Source organism: Erythrobacter sp. (assembly GCF_038133525.1).
Lineage (GTDB): Bacteria > Pseudomonadota > Alphaproteobacteria > Sphingomonadales > Sphingomonadaceae > Qipengyuania.
On sequence record NZ_JAYPTL010000013.1, the window covers coordinates 30912 to 48930 of the forward strand.

Annotated in this window: 17 protein-coding genes, 1 tRNA gene and 1 pseudogene; 11 read left to right on the forward strand and 8 right to left on the reverse strand. The window is 63.2% G+C overall.

What is annotated here, in order from left to right; translation table 11 throughout:
• A partial coding sequence (locus tag AAFM29_RS05115; RefSeq protein ID WP_341711756.1) for a copper resistance protein B occupies positions 1-177 on the forward strand: 177 nt, incomplete at its 5' end.
• A 21-nt stretch (positions 178-198) separates the two neighbouring features.
• Here the strand turns inward: AAFM29_RS05115 and AAFM29_RS05120 are convergent.
• The 3 genes from AAFM29_RS05120 to moaA form a co-directional block, all read right to left on the reverse strand.
• The gene (locus AAFM29_RS05120; protein ID WP_173213861.1) at positions 199-612 is read right to left on the reverse strand and encodes a holin family protein; all 414 of its coding nucleotides are present in this window, start codon (positions 610-612) and stop codon (positions 199-201) included.
• A 69-nt stretch (positions 613-681) separates the two neighbouring features.
• The gene (locus AAFM29_RS05125; protein ID WP_341711729.1) at positions 682-1866 is read right to left on the reverse strand and encodes a molybdopterin molybdotransferase MoeA; all 1185 of its coding nucleotides are present in this window, start codon (positions 1864-1866) and stop codon (positions 682-684) included.
• Positions 1867-2904: a GTP 3',8-cyclase MoaA gene (moaA, locus tag AAFM29_RS05130; protein WP_341711730.1), complete on the reverse strand. Its 1038-nt coding sequence runs from the start codon at positions 2902-2904 to the stop codon at positions 1867-1869.
• Between the two features lie 263 nt (positions 2905-3167).
• Here moaA and AAFM29_RS05135 point away from each other — a divergent pair.
• A pseudogene (locus tag AAFM29_RS05135) lies at positions 3168-5200 on the forward strand (TonB-dependent receptor plug domain-containing protein).
• Between the two features lie 44 nt (positions 5201-5244).
• Here the strand turns inward: AAFM29_RS05135 and AAFM29_RS05140 are convergent.
• Positions 5245-5321: transfer RNA gene (locus tag AAFM29_RS05140), tRNA-Pro, on the reverse strand.
• Between the two features lie 198 nt (positions 5322-5519).
• On the opposite strand from AAFM29_RS05140, the gene yajC reads away from it, so the two are divergent.
• Genes yajC through secF form a run of 3 tightly spaced genes read left to right on the forward strand, consistent with a single transcriptional unit; the run spans position 5520 to position 8454 of the window.
• On the forward strand, positions 5520-5846 hold the full coding sequence (gene yajC, locus AAFM29_RS05145; protein ID WP_341711731.1) for a preprotein translocase subunit YajC: 327 nt from the start codon (positions 5520-5522) through the stop codon (positions 5844-5846).
• Positions 5847-5864: 18 nt separating this feature from the next.
• Positions 5865-7463 (forward strand): protein translocase subunit SecD, encoded by a 1599-nt coding sequence (gene secD / locus AAFM29_RS05150; protein ID WP_341711732.1) that lies wholly within the window; start codon positions 5865-5867, stop codon positions 7461-7463.
• A gap of 13 nt (positions 7464-7476) precedes the next feature.
• The gene (gene secF / locus AAFM29_RS05155; protein ID WP_341711733.1) at positions 7477-8454 is read left to right on the forward strand and encodes a protein translocase subunit SecF; all 978 of its coding nucleotides are present in this window, start codon (positions 7477-7479) and stop codon (positions 8452-8454) included.
• Here the strand turns inward: secF and AAFM29_RS05160 are convergent.
• Positions 8451-9653: a glycosyltransferase gene (locus AAFM29_RS05160; protein ID WP_341711734.1), complete on the reverse strand. Its 1203-nt coding sequence runs from the start codon at positions 9651-9653 to the stop codon at positions 8451-8453. The two genes, secF and AAFM29_RS05160, sit on opposite strands and share 4 nt — an antisense overlap.
• Positions 9650-10222 (reverse strand): helix-turn-helix transcriptional regulator, encoded by a 573-nt coding sequence (locus AAFM29_RS05165; RefSeq protein ID WP_341711735.1) that lies wholly within the window; start codon positions 10220-10222, stop codon positions 9650-9652. The genes AAFM29_RS05160 and AAFM29_RS05165 overlap by 4 nt, the downstream gene beginning before the upstream one ends.
• Positions 10223-10310: 88 nt before the next feature.
• Here AAFM29_RS05165 and AAFM29_RS05170 point away from each other — a divergent pair, with 88 nt between their 5' ends.
• On the forward strand, positions 10311-10790 hold the full coding sequence (locus tag AAFM29_RS05170) for a DUF6456 domain-containing protein (protein ID WP_341711736.1): 480 nt from the start codon (positions 10311-10313) through the stop codon (positions 10788-10790).
• Positions 10791-10877: 87 nt separating this feature from the next.
• On the opposite strand, the gene AAFM29_RS05175 is transcribed toward AAFM29_RS05170, so the two are convergent.
• Both AAFM29_RS05175 and AAFM29_RS05180 read right to left on the reverse strand, forming a co-directional pair.
• Positions 10878-12683 carry an ABC-F family ATP-binding cassette domain-containing protein gene (locus tag AAFM29_RS05175; protein WP_341711737.1) on the reverse strand — a complete coding sequence of 602 codons (1806 nt, stop codon included), beginning with the start codon at positions 12681-12683 and terminating at the stop codon, positions 10878-10880.
• Positions 12684-12725: 42 nt separating this feature from the next.
• Positions 12726-14294 carry an amidohydrolase family protein gene (locus tag AAFM29_RS05180; protein ID WP_341711738.1) on the reverse strand — a complete coding sequence of 523 codons (1569 nt, stop codon included), beginning with the start codon at positions 14292-14294 and terminating at the stop codon, positions 12726-12728.
• A 122-nt stretch (positions 14295-14416) separates the two neighbouring features.
• On the opposite strand from AAFM29_RS05180, the gene AAFM29_RS05185 reads away from it, so the two are divergent.
• The 5 genes from AAFM29_RS05185 to AAFM29_RS05205 all read left to right on the forward strand — a co-directional run.
• Positions 14417-15136, forward strand: a complete 720-nt coding sequence (locus AAFM29_RS05185; protein WP_341711739.1) for an SIMPL domain-containing protein — start codon at positions 14417-14419, stop codon at positions 15134-15136.
• A gap of 71 nt (positions 15137-15207) precedes the next feature.
• Positions 15208-15513, forward strand: coding sequence for a PepSY domain-containing protein (locus tag AAFM29_RS05190; protein WP_341711740.1), 306 nt, complete (start codon positions 15208-15210; stop codon positions 15511-15513).
• Positions 15514-15599: 86 nt separating this feature from the next.
• On the forward strand, positions 15600-16277 hold the full coding sequence (locus AAFM29_RS05195) for a response regulator transcription factor (protein WP_341711741.1): 678 nt from the start codon (positions 15600-15602) through the stop codon (positions 16275-16277).
• 115 nt (positions 16278-16392) lie between these two features.
• Positions 16393-17733, forward strand: coding sequence for a HAMP domain-containing sensor histidine kinase (locus tag AAFM29_RS05200; RefSeq protein WP_341711757.1), 1341 nt, complete (start codon positions 16393-16395; stop codon positions 17731-17733).
• Positions 17730-18019, forward strand: a 290-nt coding sequence (locus tag AAFM29_RS05205) for a hypothetical protein (RefSeq protein ID WP_341711742.1), incomplete at its 3' end; no start/stop codon positions are given. The genes AAFM29_RS05200 and AAFM29_RS05205, both read left to right, overlap by 4 nt.

Below are 18019 nucleotides of genomic sequence, written 5' to 3' on the forward strand. Positions count from 1 at the left end.
GGCCTGACCAAGATCGAGCCGGGGTTGCGCCTGCGCTATCAGTTCGTCCCCGAAATCGCGCCCTATGTCGGCGTCGAATATGAGGCGAAGCTGGGCGAGACGGCGGATATCGCCCGTGCCGAGGGTGAAGATGCGGCGGGCTGGAAGATCCTGTTCGGCATCAGGGCCTGGTTCTAGGCACCTCCCGCCGACGCGGGCCTATTGGTCCGTGCCCTTTGCCTTACCCCACTGACGCGCTGCCGTGTAACCGAGGTAGCCGGTGCCGAAGAGCGCGTAGAGCGAATCCGGCAGGGCCGCGAGGTATGCAGTCATCCCTTCGCCGATTGCACGTGCGGCGATCGGATCGAAGGCGGCGATTACACCCATCGGGACGCTGAACAGGATCAGCGTGTACATGACATAGAGAAAGCTGGGGCGCGCGCGGCTGGTCCATGGGTCGGCACTCTGTGCCTCGGCGACGATGGCGGAAAGCCGGGCTTCGATTTGCCTCAGTTCTTGCGAGCCTTCGAGCGCCAACAACTCGAGCTTGGCCTTGGCCCGGGCCTCCTTGTCGGGGATCACTTTGTCGATGAGCGAAGCGAGCGGGCCGATTAGTGTTTCGATGAGCGGCATGATGGTCTCCTGCGAGTCGGGATCGCGGAGTAACCAAATTGGTTCTTGTAGGAAAATAGGCGAACCGTTTTAGAAAGCCACTGCCTGAACCAGCTCGCCCGCCTCGCAAGCAGGCGCGCCAGCCGCGCGACGGATCAGCCAGTCGGCGGCAAGCAAGGGAGACTGCGCGCCGCTTTCCTGGTTGCCCACGGGAACCAGTCCCTGCGCTCCTGCCGAAGCGCGAATAAAGGTCTCGCGCGCACCGATCTGCGGTATCGCTGCGGCAAGGGGCATTGCTGTGAAAGCCAGCTCGGCATCGACTGTCCCGCCCTGCAGCCGCGCCAGCAACGGCCGCAGGAACAGGCGTGCGGTGACCATCGCTGACGTCGGGTTTCCGGGAAGACCCAACACCCACTTGTCTTGTGCCTTGCCCAACCAAACTGGGCGGCCCGGCCGAATGTCGAGCCGCGAAAACACCAGCTCAAGGCCGTGCGCGGCGAACATTGGCTTGGCAAGATCGTGGTCTCCGACGGAGGCACCGCCGATCACGACCACGCAATCAGCCTCGGCCAGAGCTTGCGCTGCGAGTGCCTCCAATTCGGACATCTCGTCACGCCCCGTATAGCGGGCAACTACCGTTGCCCCGGCGCTTTCAGCCAGCGCGGCCACCCCGAAGCTGCCGGATTCGGGCAAGGTGTTCGGCTGGTCGAACGAACTGCCTGGTGCGGCGAGTTCGTCCCCCGTCGCGATGATCGCCACTTTCGGGGCTTCGAATACTTCGACTTCCCCGCGGTCCGCCGCCGCCGCAGCGACCATTGCGCGCGCAGACAAGCGGGTGCCGGCCGAGACGAGCAGCTGCCCGGCACGGAAGTCGCTCCCCGCCTGGCGGAGATTGTCGCCCGGCCCGAATCCAGGCGTGAATTGGACCCGCTGGCCTTCGCGAACAGCGTGTTCCTGCACGATCACGCAATCCGCGCCCGCCGGCAGCGCCGCTCCGGTAAAGATCCGCACTGCCTGTCCGCCGGCAAGGGTGCCGGCATAGGGACCGCCCGCCCGGGATTCGCCGATGACGTCGAGCCACTGGCCGGCTTCGGTCGTGGCTTTGACCACCGCATAGCCGTCCATAGACGACACCGTGTGGCGCGGTGCATCGGCGCGGGCATGCAAAGGAGCAGCCAGGAAGCGTCCGCTCGCGTCACTCAGCGTGACCGTTTCGCGCCCCAGCGGCTGTACCGCATCGGCGAGCAGGGCGATGGCCTCGTCGAAACTGGGCATTCAGCCGCCGATCGAAGCGAGGTGGGGTGTGCTTCCGCTAATGCCTTCGTGCAGCCGGTGGCCGCGCGCCTTGACCGGCATGGCCGCCAGTATGCGTTCCACCAACTCGTCGTGCTGGTCATCGGACTGCAGCAGGTCGCGCAGATCGAGCCCACCTTCGCCGAACAGGCACAGGTGCAGCTTGCCCCGGCTCGACAGGCGCAGGCGGTTGCAGCTGTCGCAGAAGCCGGGTGCGTAGGGTGCGATCAAGCCGATCCGTCCGGCAAAGTCAGGGTGGGCATAGTCCACGGATGGACCAGCCCCGGCCTCGCGTGCCAGCGGTTGCCATCCGGCTTCCACCAACCTGGTGCGAATTGTTTCGCCCGGCGTGCGCTGCTCGGCATGAAAGGCAGCATTGTCGTTGGTGCGCATCAGCTCGATGAAGCGCCATGCGACGGGACGCTCGGCAACAAAGGCAAGGATATCGGACCAGTCGGCGTCACCCAAGCCGCGCATCAGCACGCTGTTGACCTTCACCGCATCGAATTTCGCATCCAGCGCGGCATCGACCCCGGCAACGACTTCGTCGAGCCTGTCGTGCCCCGTGATCCGCGCGAACTCCGCAGGATCGAGCGTGTCGATCGAGACATTGATCGCGTCGATTCCCGCCGCGCGCCAGTCCGCCGCACGTTCGGCCAGGCGGTAGCCATTGGTGGTCATCGCCAGTCGCCGAATTCCGGGAATCTGCCCGATATCCCGCGCGATCTCGTCGAAATCGGACCGCACCGTCGGCTCACCGCCGGTTAGGCGCAGCTTCCAGAGGCCCACATGTGCAAAGGCGCGAACTGCGCGAACCATCTCCTCGCGCGCCAGCTCAGCCGGCAGGCCGGGTTGCTTGCGGAAGCCGTTGGGCAGGCAATAGGTGCAGCGGAAGTTGCAGCGCTCTGTCAGCGAAAGCCGGAGATAGGCGAAGCGCCGCCCATACCCGTCTTCGAGTGTGAGAGGGTCCTTGCCCGGCGCGACGGGGAAGGGCTGGTGGGGGGGATCCATAAGCGCCATCGCTATCCTAGCTATCCGGTTTCGCGGGCGCTGGCCATAATCGCCCGCAATGTTTTGCTACTCCGCCGAGAAGCGAGATATGCAACGGTCGGTTTCGACCCTTGCTCGCCGTTCGCTGCCACCGGCGCGGCGGCCCACGGCATTGCGTGGACTTCTTGTCTCCTGCACTTGGTCAGCAGGCGAAGCGCACTATGGTCGTGCCATATCCGGCGGCAGTGATCCTGCATCCGTCAGCGAGGTTCGAGAGGTTACAAACTGGTCCGATGCCAGAGGTAAAACATCTAACTGCCATAGTCGCCCCCACGGTCGCGCTGCTGCTTGGGGTGCCGACCCATGCCGAAGACCGGCCGAGCGACATGCCGGGTCCGGCCATCGTCGTTACCGGTCGAGGGCTGGAGGAGACTCCGGCGACACCTGCCTACGACACGCAGGAGATTGGACGCGAATCGATCGTCTCCGCTCCATCGGGCCGCATCGAGGACGTGCTATCCTCGGTTGCCGGGGGTTCCAGCAGTTCCGGCGGTCTGACAGCCGTTCGGCCAACCCCTCGGCGCAAGGGGCGACGCTGCGGGCGTTGGGCGGCAATGCTTCCAGCCGGGCACAGGTCTTGCTTGACGGGGTGCCGATGACCGACCCGTTCTTCGGCTATATTCCCTTCAGTGCCATCGCGCCCGAGCGGTTGGGCTCGATCCGCGTAACCCGCGGCGGGGGATCCGGGCCTTTCGGCGCAGGCGCACTAGCTGGAACTATCGAACTTACTAGCGCCGATGCCGACACGCTCGGCACGTTTGGCGGGCAATTCCTCGCTAATGACAGGGGTGAGACCGAAGCGAGCGCGACACTGGCTTCTAACCTGGGCAGTGGTTTCGGCGTGATTTCGGGCCGCTGGGATAGGGGTAAGGGCTTCTGGACCACACCCCGTGACCAGCGAGTACCTGCGAGTGCGCGGGCGGCCTATGATGCCTGGTCGGTGCAATTGCGCGGAGTTGCACCGTTGAGCGATACGGTTGAGCTGCAGGTGCGCGGTCTCGCCTATCGCGACGAACGAACTCTGCGCTTCGACGGCGCTGACAGCAGTGCGGAGGGACAGGATGCCAGCTTGCGGCTGGTGGGCCGGGGCGATTGGCAATTCGATGTGCTCGGCTATGTCCAGGCGCGGAATTTCACCAATGTCGTGGTCAGTTCGACCCGTTTCGTGCCCGTGTTGGACCAGCGGAACACACCGGCGACCGGGTTGGGCGGCAAGATCGAAGTGCGACCACCGATAGGCGAGAATCATGTATTTCGCCTGGGGCTCGACTATCGCAGATCCGACGGAGAGCTTTACGAGACGGCGCTCAGTGCCTTCAGCGGTGTGGTTACGGCGCGACGCAATGCCGGTGGAACCAACACCGATCTCGGCATCTTTGCCGAGCACGACCTTACCCTGGGCGCGCTGGTGCTTACCGCGGGAGCGCGGGCCGATCGTTTCACCATTCGCGGAGGCTTCTACAGCGAGCGTAGCGGTGCAGGCACGCTTGTGACCGACAATCACTTCGCGAACCGCGCGGGGTGGGATGCTTCGTTTCGCGGCGGTGCACTTTACAAGTTCAACGACGGTGTGAGCCTGCGCGCGGCGGCTTACAGTGGATTGCGCCTGCCGACGCTCAACGAGCTTTACCGGCCCTTCGTAGTGTTTCCAGTCACGACACAGGCGAACGAGAGCCTTCGCAACGAACGGCTCGAAGGCGTCGAGGCGGGTTTGGATGTCAGCCCAAGCAACAACCTGCGTTTTGCGCTGACCGCTTTCGACAACAAGGTGAAGCACGCGATCGCCAACGTCACGATCGCCACGAACCTGCGGCAGAGGCAAAACATCGATGCGATCCGCTCGCGCGGGATCGAAGCGAATGCGAGCCTCCGTCTCGGTACAGTGAGTCTCGACGGCGCATTCGCCTATACCGATGCCGAGGCTCGGGGGTCGGGCTTTGCCACAGCGCTCGACGGAAACCGGCCTTCGCAAACGCCCAAGTGGGTGGCGGGAGGCACGTTGGCCTGGCGCCCAGCGAGCGATTGGCTTTTGTCGGCAACCGTGCGCCACGTTGGTGCGCAGTTCGAGGATGATCTCGAAACCGACATCCTGCCCGATGCGACTACGCTGGACGCCTTTGGGCAATTCCCAATGGCGAAGGGCGTGATGCTGGTGCTGCGTGGGGAAAATCTGACCGGCGAAACCATCGTCACGCGCAATCAGGCGGGTTCGATCGACGTCGGCACCCCGCGCACCCTATGGGCAGGGGTGAGGCTGGGGTTCTGACAACCACGCGAATTGGTGGCTGCGGATTTGAGGGGAAAAACCACTGGTCGGGACGAGAGGATTCGAACCTCCGACCCCCACACCCCCAGTGTGATGCGCTACCAGGCTGCGCTACGTCCCGAGACCAGTGGAGGGCGGCCCTATAGGACCGGCTTTCCAGCATGGCAAGCACCCGTAGCACCCAATTCGTTGCCCTTGTCCGGCATTGCTGCTAACCGCCCCGCACTTCGGCCGAAAGGGAGGCGTCGGGCGCTTGAAATCCCGTGCGTGAATCCCACCTGCGGCCGGTCGCACCATTCAAACGACAGGTATTTCAATAATGCTCGACCTTCTTGCCGCCGCCGGTTCTGCTGCGAACCAGCCGCCTGCATGGACCGGCTGGATCCTTCCGGCAGGCATGCTGCTGATCCTGTGGTTCCTGATCATTCGCCCGCAGATGCGCCAGCAAAAGGAGCATCGCGAAAAGGTCGAGAAGCTGCAGAAGGGTGACGAAGTAGTCACCGCCGGCGGCCTCGTGGGCAAGATCACCAAGGTCGAAGAACACTTCGTCCATGTCGAACTGGCCAAGGGCATGACTGTCAAGGCGGTCAAGAACACCATCGGCGATGTGATCAACGCACGCGGCAACGCCGCTGCCAACGACTGAGGCGAGGGCCTTCCCCACATGCTCGATTTCCCCACCTGGAAGAAGGCGTGGCTCTGGTTCATCGTGGCCGCCGCCAGCCTTGCAGCGCTTCCGTCGATCTTCTCGCTCGCCAATGCGCGCTGGCCTGACCAGCTTCCCGAACCGCTGGTCAACCTGGGTCTCGACCTTGCCGGCGGCAGCCATATCCTGCTCGAAGCGGATAGCAGCCAGGTTGCAGGCCAGCGGCTCGAGAACATGGAAGAGAACGTCCGCGGGCTGATGCGCAACGCCGAACCGCGCATTCGCATCGGCGACGTGTCGACGCGCGGTGGGCGGTTGAGCTTCATCCTCGACGATCCTTCACAGATCGATCGCGCCCGCGAACTGCTGTTGCCTTCGATCAATGGCAATGGCCTGGTTCGCGAGTGGAACCTGGCGGTCGAAGATGGCAATCGCATGATCCTGACGCCGACTTCGCAGGGCATCGACAAGGCCGTGTCCGATGCGATGGACAGCGCGACCGAGGTCGTGCGCAAGCGTATCGACGCGCTGGGCACGCGCGAACCGACGATCATCCGCCAGGGTGAAACGCGTATCGTGGTGCAGGTCCCGGGCCTGCAGGACCCCGAACAGCTCAAGGCCCTGCTGGGCCAGACGGCCAAGCTCGAATTCAAGCTGGTCGACCAGGCAGCCCTGCCGAGCGATGTCGCCCAGGGGTTGGCGCCCCCGGGAAGCGAAATCTTCCCCTATGTCGATACCTCGCCTTTCGCCGGCAGCTCGATTGCTGTGAAGCGCCTCGGCGGCATCCGTGGCGATAATCTGACTGGCGCGCAGCAGAGCTTCGATCCTCAGACCAACGAGCCGGTGGTCAATATCCAGTTCGACACCGAGGGCGGTCGCCGCTTTGCCAAGCTGACCACCGAAAACGTCAACAAGCCCTTCGCCATCATTCTTGACGGTAAGGTACTGTCGGCACCGAACATCAATGAACCGATCCGTGGCGGTACCGCCCAGATATCGGGCGGCTTTACCGTCGAAGCCGCGAACCAGCTGGCGATCTCGCTGCGCTCGGGTGCCTTGCCGGTCGACCTGAAGGTGATCGAGGAACGCACCGTTGGCCCCGACCTTGGCGCGGATTCGATCAAGAAGGGCATGATCGCGATGGGGGTCGGCACGCTGCTGGTGTTGCTGCTCATGGTCGCCACCTATGGCCGCTTCGGGCTCTATGCGAACGTCGCGCTGGTGCTGAACGTGCTGATGATCCTCGGCATCATGGCGATCCTCAACACCACCATGACGCTGCCCGGTATCGCGGGCCTGGTCCTGACGATCGGTGCTGCGGTCGACGCCAACGTGCTGATCAACGAGCGCATCCGCGAAGAACGCAAGCGCGGGCGCAAGGTCGTCCAGGCGGTCGAGATGGGGTACAAGGAAGCGAGCCGCGCCATCTATGATGCCAACATCACCAATGTGATCGCGGCGACGCTGCTGTTCTTCTTCGGCCAGGGCCCGGTCAAGGGCTTCGCCGTCGTCCTCGTCATCGGCGTGATCACTTCGGTGTTCACGGCTGTCACCATCACCCGCATGTGGGTCGCCGGATGGCTGCGCAAGGCGCGCCCGGCGGACCTCAACATTTAAGGGAGTGCGTCAGATGCGCCTGCTCAAGCTGGTCCCCGACGACACCAACATTAAATTCCTCAAGTGGCGCGTGCCCTTCTTCGTGGTCAGCGGCCTGCTGATTGCGGCCAGCTGGGCGCTGGTGTTGACCCAGGGGCTGAACCTCGGCGTCGACTTCGTCGGTGGCCAGATGATCCGCACGACCTTCACGCAGGAAGCGGAAGCCCCTGTGTCCGAGATGCGCGATAGCATCGCCTCGCTGGGGTACGGTGACCCGATCATCCAGCGCTATGGTGCGCCGAACGAGGCGTCGATCCGCATGAAGCTGCCCGAAGGGGCTGAGAGCAAGCCGGAACTCGCCAATGAAATGGCCGAGAAGATCACGTCGCGGCTCAAGGCGGATCACCCCGATGTGCGCATCGACGGCGTGGATTCGGTCTCTGGCAAGGTGTCGGGCGAACTGTTTCGCACCGGTATCCTTTCGCTGCTGTTCGCGATGATCGCGATCTCGATCTACATCTGGATCCGCTTCGAATGGCAGTTCGGCGCTGGTGCCCTGTTCGCACTGTTCCACGACGTATCGCTCACGCTGGGCATGTTCGCGGTGACCCAGCTTGAGTTCGACCTCAATATCGTTGCGGCGATCCTGACCATCATCGGTTATTCGCTTAACGATACCATCGTGGTTTATGACCGCATCCGCGAGAACCTGAAGAAGTTCCGCAAGATGCCGGTGCCAGAACTGCTCGACCTGTCGGTCAACGAAACGCTGGCCCGTACGGTGATGACCTCGCTGACGCTGCTGATCGCGCTGATTCCGCTGCTTCTGTTCGGCCCTGCGAGCCTGTTTGGCATGACCGCTGCCATCGTGCTGGGTATCTTCGTGGGTACCTACAGCTCGGTCTATATGGCGGCACCGATCCTGGTTTGGGCGGGCGTCAGGAGCGACAGCTTCGTTCCGACCGAGTCGAGTATCGAGCGCCAGGAACGGATCGCGCGCGGCGAGGTCTAGGGCTTGCCGACCAGGCCGTCGTAATAGGCGGCCAGCGAAGCGCCATTGGCCTCCCAACTGAAGGCTTCGACGGCCTTGGCCACGGCTTCGGCAGGCCGGGGGTGTCCGGTGACCTGTCGGATGCCTTCGGCGATGCCACGCACTGTGCGGCTGACGATCACGCCGGCATCGGCACTGCGCAGTAGCTCGCGCGCGCCACCTGCATCGGTGATTACGAGGGGCGTTCCGCAGGCCAGCGATTCGATCCAGGCATTGGCCAACCCCTCGCTGGCTGAGGGTAAGACCATTGCGTCGGCTGCAGAGTAGAGCGGAGGCAGCGTGGAAGGGTCGAGACTGCCGAGGAAGTGCACGCGATCCGCGACGCCGCATTCCTGGGCCAGCTTTGCCAGGCAGTTGCGATCGTCGCCACGACCGACCAACAACAACCGCGCACCGGGAACCCCGCCCATGGCCTTGATCACCAGCGCCTGGCCCTTGCGTTCGATCAGCGCCCCCACCGTCAGCAGCAATGTGTCGTCGCGCGCAATGGGGATTCCGAAATTGCTCGCTACCCGTTCGCGCAGCCCGACGTGATCGAGCGGGCGGAACAGATCATGGTCGAGCCCGGTGTAGTGGACCGCGATCTTGCTCCGATCCATTCCCAGCGTCGCCATGTCGTCGGCCAGGGCTTCGCAAACCGCAAGCACGCCCGCGGCCTGGTTCGCCGTTTCCAAGAGCGCCGTGCGGCCATAACTACGCGCGCCCCAGTAATGCACGTCCGCGCCACGCGCCTTGACCGAGAACGGCAGGTCGAGAGCGTCCGCCACCATCATGGCTGCCGGACCATCGGGATAGAAGAACTGCGCATCCACCAGGTCGAAGGGCTGCTCGGCATGCAGGCGCCTGGCCAACGGGATCACGGTGCGCGCAATGGCCCGTGGATTGAGCCTTCCGCCAACCCTGGGGATCAGGCTGAAGGTGGGGCGATGTACCTCCAGCCCGAAGTCTCGCCCGTCCTGTGCTGCCTGCGCAATCGATCTGTAGCGACCGAAGGCGATCGGGGGCAGGCCGATGGGATTGATCACCACGGTTTCCCAATGTGTATCGCGTTGCAGGGCCTCGAGCGATTTGGCTACGAAGATCCCGAAGCGAGGCTGCGCGGCATTGGGGAACAGTGTCGAGAGCGAAAGAACGCGCCGGGTCTTGACCGGTCCGCTCACAGCTTGCGCACCAGCATTTCGGCAACCGCGATCCATGGCGGACCGTCGACTACCTGCTGTTTCTCACCGTGGCCGGGTGGGAGCACACCGACGAGCGAACCCTGCCGGTCGATCAGGCGACCGAAGGCGAAGCGACCGCCCTTGCGCGGGACCAATACGTCGCGATTGACCGCGCGGCCCGCATCTTCCGGGGCCAGTTGGCGCAACCACAACTGGTCGCCCGGGCGATATTCACCGTGGGGATAATCGATGGCCAGCACCATCAATGCGCCCTCATTCCCAAGATCGGTGACGAGGATTGCGTCGCGCGGCCTGGCCATGGCCTCAGGTCCTGATGGGCCTAGCGATGCGACCACTTTCGGGTGCTCGTTCGCCTCAGAGCGCACCAGCATTTCCGGATCGACGCCCAGCGCGGTCGCAATGCGGTCCATCCACTTGAGCGAGAGATTGCGCATGCCGGTTTCGAGCCGACCGATCGTCTGTGGGGTGGTCGGGGGGCTGCAGGCATCGGCCAGTTCGGCCAGCGTCCAGCCCTTTTCCAGCCGGATATCCCGGATACGGTTGATCAAGGCCCCCTCCTGTAACCAAATCGGTAATACAGCTTTCCTACACTAACCACAGTTCTGCAAGCGTTTCCTGCAATCGAAGGAGACACCCATGCAGCGCAAACTCGTCGAACGTGAACTCACTGAGGAAGGTCCGCGCCGGGGTACCGGAGCCCGCGGCAAGCGCCGCAGTGTTACTGTGAACCTCGCCGAAAGCCCGCTTTCGTGGCTCTATTCGCGGGGACACTTGAGCGAGCGACATTTCGAGGCCGGTGAACGCCTGCGCGCCGATTACGAGCGCGCGCAGATTGCCCCCTCGATCACCATGCGTTGGGATCCGGTGAAGGTCGATTGCAGCGGCGGGCCGGACCATGGCTTAACGACGTCGGAGCGTCAGATCGTCGCGAAGTCACGCTTCGATGACGCCATGGCGGAAGCGGGCAGGGGGCTGACCGATATCCTGTGGCGCGTGGTCTGCGGTTGCGAGGGGTTGCCAGATGCGGAAAGGGCGCTCGAATGGCCCGCGCGCAGCGGCAAGGTGGTGCTGCGCATCGCGCTCGACCGGGTGGCCGATTTCTACCGGATCAGGTGAGCGGGAAGTCTTTCGCCAGGACCCTGTTCCATGTGTTCCATCCTGCAGGGATGGCCCGGCGGAATTCCTAGATTCGCCCTACAGCGATCAGCCTTCGACCAATTCGGCCAGCGCCAGCCAGCGTTCCTCAGCTGCATCCTTCTCGGCCCGGGCATTTTCGATGCCCTTGGAGATATTGGCGAATTTCTGTGGATCGGCGGTGTAGAGGTCTGGGTCGGACAGGATGCTTTCGCCCTTGGCGATCGCCGCTTCGAGTTCCTCGATCCGCGCCGGAAGCAGCTCGTAATCGCGCTGGTCCTTATAGGAGAGCTTGGTCGATTTCGGCGCTGGCGGGGGCGGGGGTGCGGGCTTCTCTTCGGCCTTCGCCGCCTTCGCTTTGCCCACGACAGGCTGCCGACGCTTGGCTTCCCAATCCTCGTAGCCGCCTGCGACAACATCGACCTTGCCCGTCCCATCGAGACCAAGCGTCAGCGTTACCGTACGATCGAGGAAGTCGCGATCGTGGCTGACAATCAGCACGGTGCCTTCGTAGTCGGCAATAACCTCTTGCAACAGGTCGAGCGTCTCGAGATCGAGATCGTTGGTCGGCTCGTCGAGCACGAGCAGGTTCGAAGCCTTTGCGAATTCACGCGCCAGCAGCAACCGGCTGCGCTCGCCACCCGAAAGGACCGCGACCTTCATGTCGACGATCTTCGGATCGAACAGGAACTCCTTGAGATAGCCTTGCACATGCTTGCGCACGCCGCGCACGTCGATCCAGTCGCCGCCTTCGGCCAGCACTTGCCGCACGGTCTTGTCCGCGCCGAGCAGCTGGCGCTGCTGGTCGATCATCACGCCGGTGAGCGTTTTGGCAATCTCCACCGTCCCGCTATCGGGCGCGAGCTCGCCGGTGAGCATCTTGAGCAGGGTCGTCTTGCCTGCCCCGTTCGCTCCGACGATGCCAATTCGGTCACCGCGCTGGATGCGCAGGGAGAAAGGCTTGATGATTGCGCGATCGCCATAGCTCTTGGCGATATTCTCGGCGACGATCACCGACTTCGACTTGAAGTCTTCTTCGGTCGCCAGCTTGAGCTTGGCGGTGCCCGCACTGGCAATCATCGAGGCACGCTGCGCACGCATCTGCCACAGCTTCTCGAGCCGGCCCTGGTTGCGCTTGCGCCGTGCGGTCACCCCGCGTTCGAGCCAGTGCGCCTCGAGCTTGAGTTTGGCATCGAGCTTCTCAGCCGCGCGCGCCTCTTCGGCGTAGACCTGTTCTTCCCACGCCTCGTAGCCGCCAAAGCCCACTTCCTTGCGCCGCAGATTGCCGCGATCGAGCCACAGCGTCGTGCGGGTGAGGCGCTTGAGGAAGGTACGGTCGTGGCTGATCACCAGGAATGCGCCCTTGTAACGATCGAGCCAGCTTTCCAGCCAGTCGATCGCGCCCAGGTCGAGGTGGTTGGTCGGCTCGTCCATCAGCAGCAGATCGGGTTCCTGCGCCAGCGCGCGGGCGATGGCGGCGCGGCGTTTTTCGCCGCCGCTCGCCCCATCGGTGCCGCGGCTCATGTCGATGCCCAGCTGTCCGGCGATGGACTCGATCTCGTGTTCCGCCGGCGCGTGTTCACCCGCCAGTGCCCAGTCCAGCAGCGTCGCGTATCCGGAAAGATCGGGATCCTGTTCAAGCAAGACGATGCGCGCGCCGGGCTTAACCTTGCGCATGCCGCGATCCGCCTCGATCCGGTTATCGATCAGCTTGAACAGTGTGGTCTTGCCCACCCCGTTGCGGCCGATCAGCGCGATGCGATCGCGCGGGCCGATATGCAGGTCGAGCGGGTCATTGTCAGGCCCGCCGAACAGCCAGCGACCGCCCTGCTGCAGGGCCATGCCTTCGAGGCTGAGGATGGGGGGCTGTGCCATAGGCCGCGCGACGTAGTCGCGCGCGGCCCCTATCGCAAGCTCCTAGCGCTCGGCCTTCTGCGCCTCGACCATTGCCGCCACATCGGCCAGCAGCTGGTGCGCGTCGTAGACCACGCCATCCTTGATCGTCCAACGCACCCCGCCGACCTGACCGACCTCGCCCGTTTCACGATTCATACGCGTATGGCCGGTGCCATAGAGCACCTTGAGATTGGCGAGCGGGTTCTCGGGGACGATGACCAGATCGGCGAGCTTGCCCACGGCGATGCGGCCCATTGGCGGTTCTTCGCCGCGTGCTGCATAGAGTTCGCGTGCACCGTCGAGCGTGGCGGCGCGGATCACTTCGAGCGGGGTCAGCCCGGCCTCGCGCAGCATTTCCAGCTCGCCGATATAGGCGAAGCCCCACGTCTGGTAGATATAGCCGGGGTCGGATCCTGCGGTGATCCGCCCGCCCTTGTGGTGGAAGTCGCGCATCAGCGCGAACCACTTCTGGTAGAAGTTCCGCCAGGCGACCTCGTCCTCGGTCGACCAGTCCTTGTAGTAGCTACCGTGGTTCGTCGCGCTGGGCGCGTAGTAATCCATCAGCGAGGGGAGCGTGTACTTGGCGTGCCAATCGAAACTACGCGCGCGCATCACGTCGCGGCTGGCGGAGTAGATGTTGAAGGTAGGGCTGAGAGTCACGCCGCTTGCGACGAGGAAATCGACGTAGTCGTTCCACTCATCGCTTCCCGGTTCGACCGTCTGGTCGGCCAGCCGCGCTACCCAGCCGAAACGCGACTGTTCGTCGAAGTAGTTGTAGTTCGGTGGGTATCGAACCAACTGGCCATTGCTGAGCAAGCTTTCGAAATGGCCGTAAAAGTGTGTGACGCCGTCAAGGCCGAGTTCGACGGCCTTGCGCGCAGTGACTTCGGCGACGCCCGTTTGTGCCAGGTGGGCCACCGTGCCCATCTTCTGCACTTCGGCTTCGTCGAGCGCGGCCTTGAACACCTCAGGGGTCGCATCGTTGAAGAACTTGATGCCCCAATATCCCTGCGCCTTGGCCCAGCGAACCCATTCGCGCGCCTTCGCGGGGGTGTCGGGATCGCCACCCGCCCATTTGTCACCGAATACGGCATAGGGGATCAGCCGCGGCGCCACGATGGTGTTCGCATTGCTGCGCGCCGCATCGGAGAGGTCGGGTGTGCCAGGGCCAAAATAGAAACTGACGCCGCGCACCGTAGTCACACCGTGTGCCAGCCACAGCTTGTATCCGTAAGCGGGTTGGGGCGCCTTGTCCGGGTCACCGTTGTGCCCATGGACGTCGACGAAACCCGGCAGGACATACATGCCCCGCGCGTCGATCTCGCGTGCCGCACCCCGGGTTGCACTTTCCGGCGCCGCACCGGGAAACAACCCTGTGATGCGATTGCCTTCGACCACGATATCGACCGGCCCGGCAGGCGGGGCGCCGCTGCCTTCTATCACGTTGGCGCCGCGGATCACCAGCTTGCCAAAGGGGCCTTCACCTTCGGCGGATTGGCGTGCGGGCACAGGCTCCATACCGTCCTGCGCCATGGCGGTTGGGCCAATTGCAAGCGCAATGGCTGCAAGCAAGATACTGGCGGTCTTCATGGATTTTTCCCCCTAACCCGGGTCTATCGATTGCCGTATTCGCTGTTAATCAGGAACGAGGCGTTCAGCCAGCCGTAAAGCGGGAAGGGCGAAAGAGCATCCGTCCATCAAGGAGCATACACATGAATCGCATTGCCATTCCCCTGATAGCGCTCTGCGCCGCGACCGCGCCGCTGCAGGCAGCAGAGATCCAGATCTCATCGCCGGGACCGGTGGTGGAACTGAACGTCAGCGAAGTGGTTCGATCAGCCCCAGACGTCGCCCAGATTGGGGCAGGGGTGACGACACGGGCTGAAACTGCGCAGGAAGCGATGCGCCTGAACGCTCAGCAAATGGATCGACTGATCGCGCGGATCAAGGCGTTGGGGATCGATGCCAAGGATATCCAGACCGCCAATCTCAGCCTGAACGCCCAGTATCGATACAACAATGATGGAGGTCAGCCGACCTTCCTTGGATACGAAGTGAGCAATCAACTCAACGTCAAGCTGCGCGATCTCAAGCGCGCGGGTGAGGCGCTGGATGCGTTGGTTAGCGCGGGTGCCAATAATCTTTACGGTCCGAACTTCATGCTTGAAGACGATGCCGCAGCGAAAGCGCAGGCGCGCAAGGCTGCCTTCCAGCACGGGCAGGCAATGGCCGAAGATTATGCGCGAATGGCCGGATATTCGGGTGTTCGACTGCTTGAAGTGTCCGAGAGCTTCCAGAATATCGGCCCCATGCCGCTTGAACGAGGCGTGATGGCCGCCGCTGCGCCTCCGGCCGATGCAAAGACACAGGTCGAACCGGGCGAAGTCGGCACCGGGGTCAACATCACCGTGAAATATGAAATGACGCGCTAGGTTTGCTGAATACCCGTCGCTGCGAACATTCACACCTTGTTCAATGCGACGGGGTTAGGCAGGACAGCATTATGAAACGCGCTTTCGCCTCGATCCTGGCAATTGGCCTCGTTGCGTCGCCCTTGCTTGCCCAGCCGGCTGCCAGCCAGCAGCGCAGCGAACAAGGTGAGGCGCGGCGCGAGATGAGTGCAGGCAATATCATGCCCTTGCGCCAGATCGAGGCGCGCGTGCTGCCGACGATGAAGGGGGCCGAATATCTCGGTCCTGCCTATGACCCGGCAGCCATGGCCTATCGTCTCAAGTTCATCCGCGACGGCCGGGTGCTGTTCGTCGATGTCGATGCACGCACCGGCCGGGTCCTGCGCCGCAGCAACTGAGATTGCAGTGGGAGAAACCCCGTTCAGGTTGACGCGTTCATCTACATGAACGAAACCCTGCGCAAACTATCCGAGGACGGAAATTCATGCGGATCCTGATCGTCGAAGACGAGCCCACACTGGGGCTGCAACTCAAAACGACGCTCGAACAGAATGGCTATGCGGTGGACCTTTCCACCGATGGTGAAGACGGCCACTTCCTCGGCAGTACCGAGGACTACGATGCGGTCATCCTCGATCTCGGCCTGCCCGAGATCGATGGGCTTACCGTATTGGGGATGTGGCGCCGCGAAGGTCGCAGTTTCCCCGTGCTGGTGCTGACCGCGCGCGACAGCTGGAGCGACAAGGTCGCCGGTCTCGACGCCGGGGCCGATGATTACCTCGCCAAGCCGTTCCAGACCGAGGAACTTATCGCACGCCTGCGTGCACTGATCCGTCGTGCCTCGGGCAACACTTCGTCGGAACTGACGGCGGGTCCGGTGCGGCTCGATACCCGTTCGGGCCGCGTCACCCTGGCGGGCGAACCGGTCAAGCTCACCGCGCAGGAATACAAGCTGCTGAGCTACCTGATGCACCACAAGGGCAAGGTGGTCAGCCGCACCGAGTTGATCGAGCATATCTACGATCAGGATTTCGACCGCGATTCGAATACGATCGAGGTCTTCGTCACCCGTATTCGCAAGAAGCTGGGTGCAGATGTGATCACGACCATCCGTGGACTTGGGTACAGCCTCGACGACCCCGCCGACCAGCCGCGCGCCTGATGCCAATGCGCCCACGGCGCCGGGGGAAGACAGGACTGCGCAGGCTGCGGAGCCCGCTGGCGGGCCTGTGAGCGAAATCGTGACGCCTCCACCACGCCGCAGCCTGGCGGCGCGCATGATGGCGATTGCCGCGATATGGATCGGCGTGCTGCTGATCGGTGGTGGTTTCGCGCTCGATCGTACGCTCACGCGACTGGTCGAAGGCAATTTCGACGACCAGCTTGGCTACCTGCTCAACGCGATGATCGTCACCGCCGAGATCGGACCAGACGGAGAGGTTTATTTCAATCGCCCCTTGGGTGAACCGCGCTTCCTGGAGCCGAACAGCGGGCTCTACTGGCAGATCAGCGCGAAGGGGCAGGAAGACACGCCTTCCTATTCGCTGCTGAACAAACCCTCACGCTCGCTGTGGGACACACCGCTCAAGCTGCGTGAAGACCACTTCGATACTGAGCCGCATTTCTACGATTCCGACCAGTTCGAGGATGAGCCTCTGCGTATCGTCGAGCGTACGGTGATCCTGCCTGACAGCGATACCAGGTGGACCTTTGCGGTTGCCTCGGCACGCGAAGAACTCGATTTCCAGATCAGCCGCATCCGTTCGATCCTGGTGTGGAGCTTTGCGCTGCTTGGCCTGGGGCTTTTTGCCATGGCGATGGCGCAGAGCTGGTATGGCCTCTCCCCGTTGCGTAGGGTCCGGGCGGCGATCCAGTCGATGCGCTCGACGGGCTCCAACCGCATTTCAGATCCGCTCCCGCTCGAAGTCGAGCCATTGGTCGAGGAGATCAACGCGCTGCTTGCACATACTGAAAAGCAGGCGGAGGAGGCCCGCACCCATGCTGGCAATCTGGCGCACGCACTCAAGACGCCGCTGACGGTGCTGACAAACGCTGCGACAGCACGTGACCCGCAGCTCGCCGACCTCGTCTTTCGTGAAACCAAGACCATGCAGCGCCATGTTGAGCACCACCTTGCCCGCGCGCGAGCAGTGGGCCGGCGAGCGAGCGGACACAGTCGCGCCGAGGTCTGGCCGAGCGCAGAAAGCGTGCTTCGCGCGGTGACTCGCATTTATGAAACCACCCGTTTTGACCTCGATGGCAACAAATCGGCGGCGGTCGGCGTTGAGCGGCAGGACCTCGATGAGATACTTGGAAACCTGATCGAGAATGCGGCAAAGTATGGGGGCGGTAGCGTGTTCGTTACAATCGACGCCGAACCCGATGCGGAGATGTGCGTTATCTGGATCGAGGATGACGGCACAGGCATTCCAGAACGGGAGCGCACGCGCATCTTTGACCGTGGGGCTCGCCTCGACACGGGCAAGCCGGGAACAGGGCTGGGCCTGGCAATCGTCCGGGATGTTGCCGAAATCTACGGCGGTTCGGTCGAACTGGATGAAAGCGAAGATCTGGGAGGTTTGCTGGTGAAATTAATCCTGCCGAGGGCTGCATCGTGACCTATGCCCGGATGCTAGTAATCGGGGCTGGTGCGCTGCTGCTGTCTGGTTGCAACATGGTGGTGTCGGATGAGCCGATGCTTGAACGAAGCCCGAATGCTCCCGTGATGAAGCCGGGCATTTGGGCCGCCGCGGACAAGACCGATTGCGAATACGATTCTGACATGCCGGTCGAGAGCTGGCCGGAATGCGCGGATCCCGCGATCATTCGCGCCGACGGGGCATTTCTGAGCGCGAACAAGGAAACCGGCAAATGGCGGGTCAATGACGTCGTGCTCGGATCCGC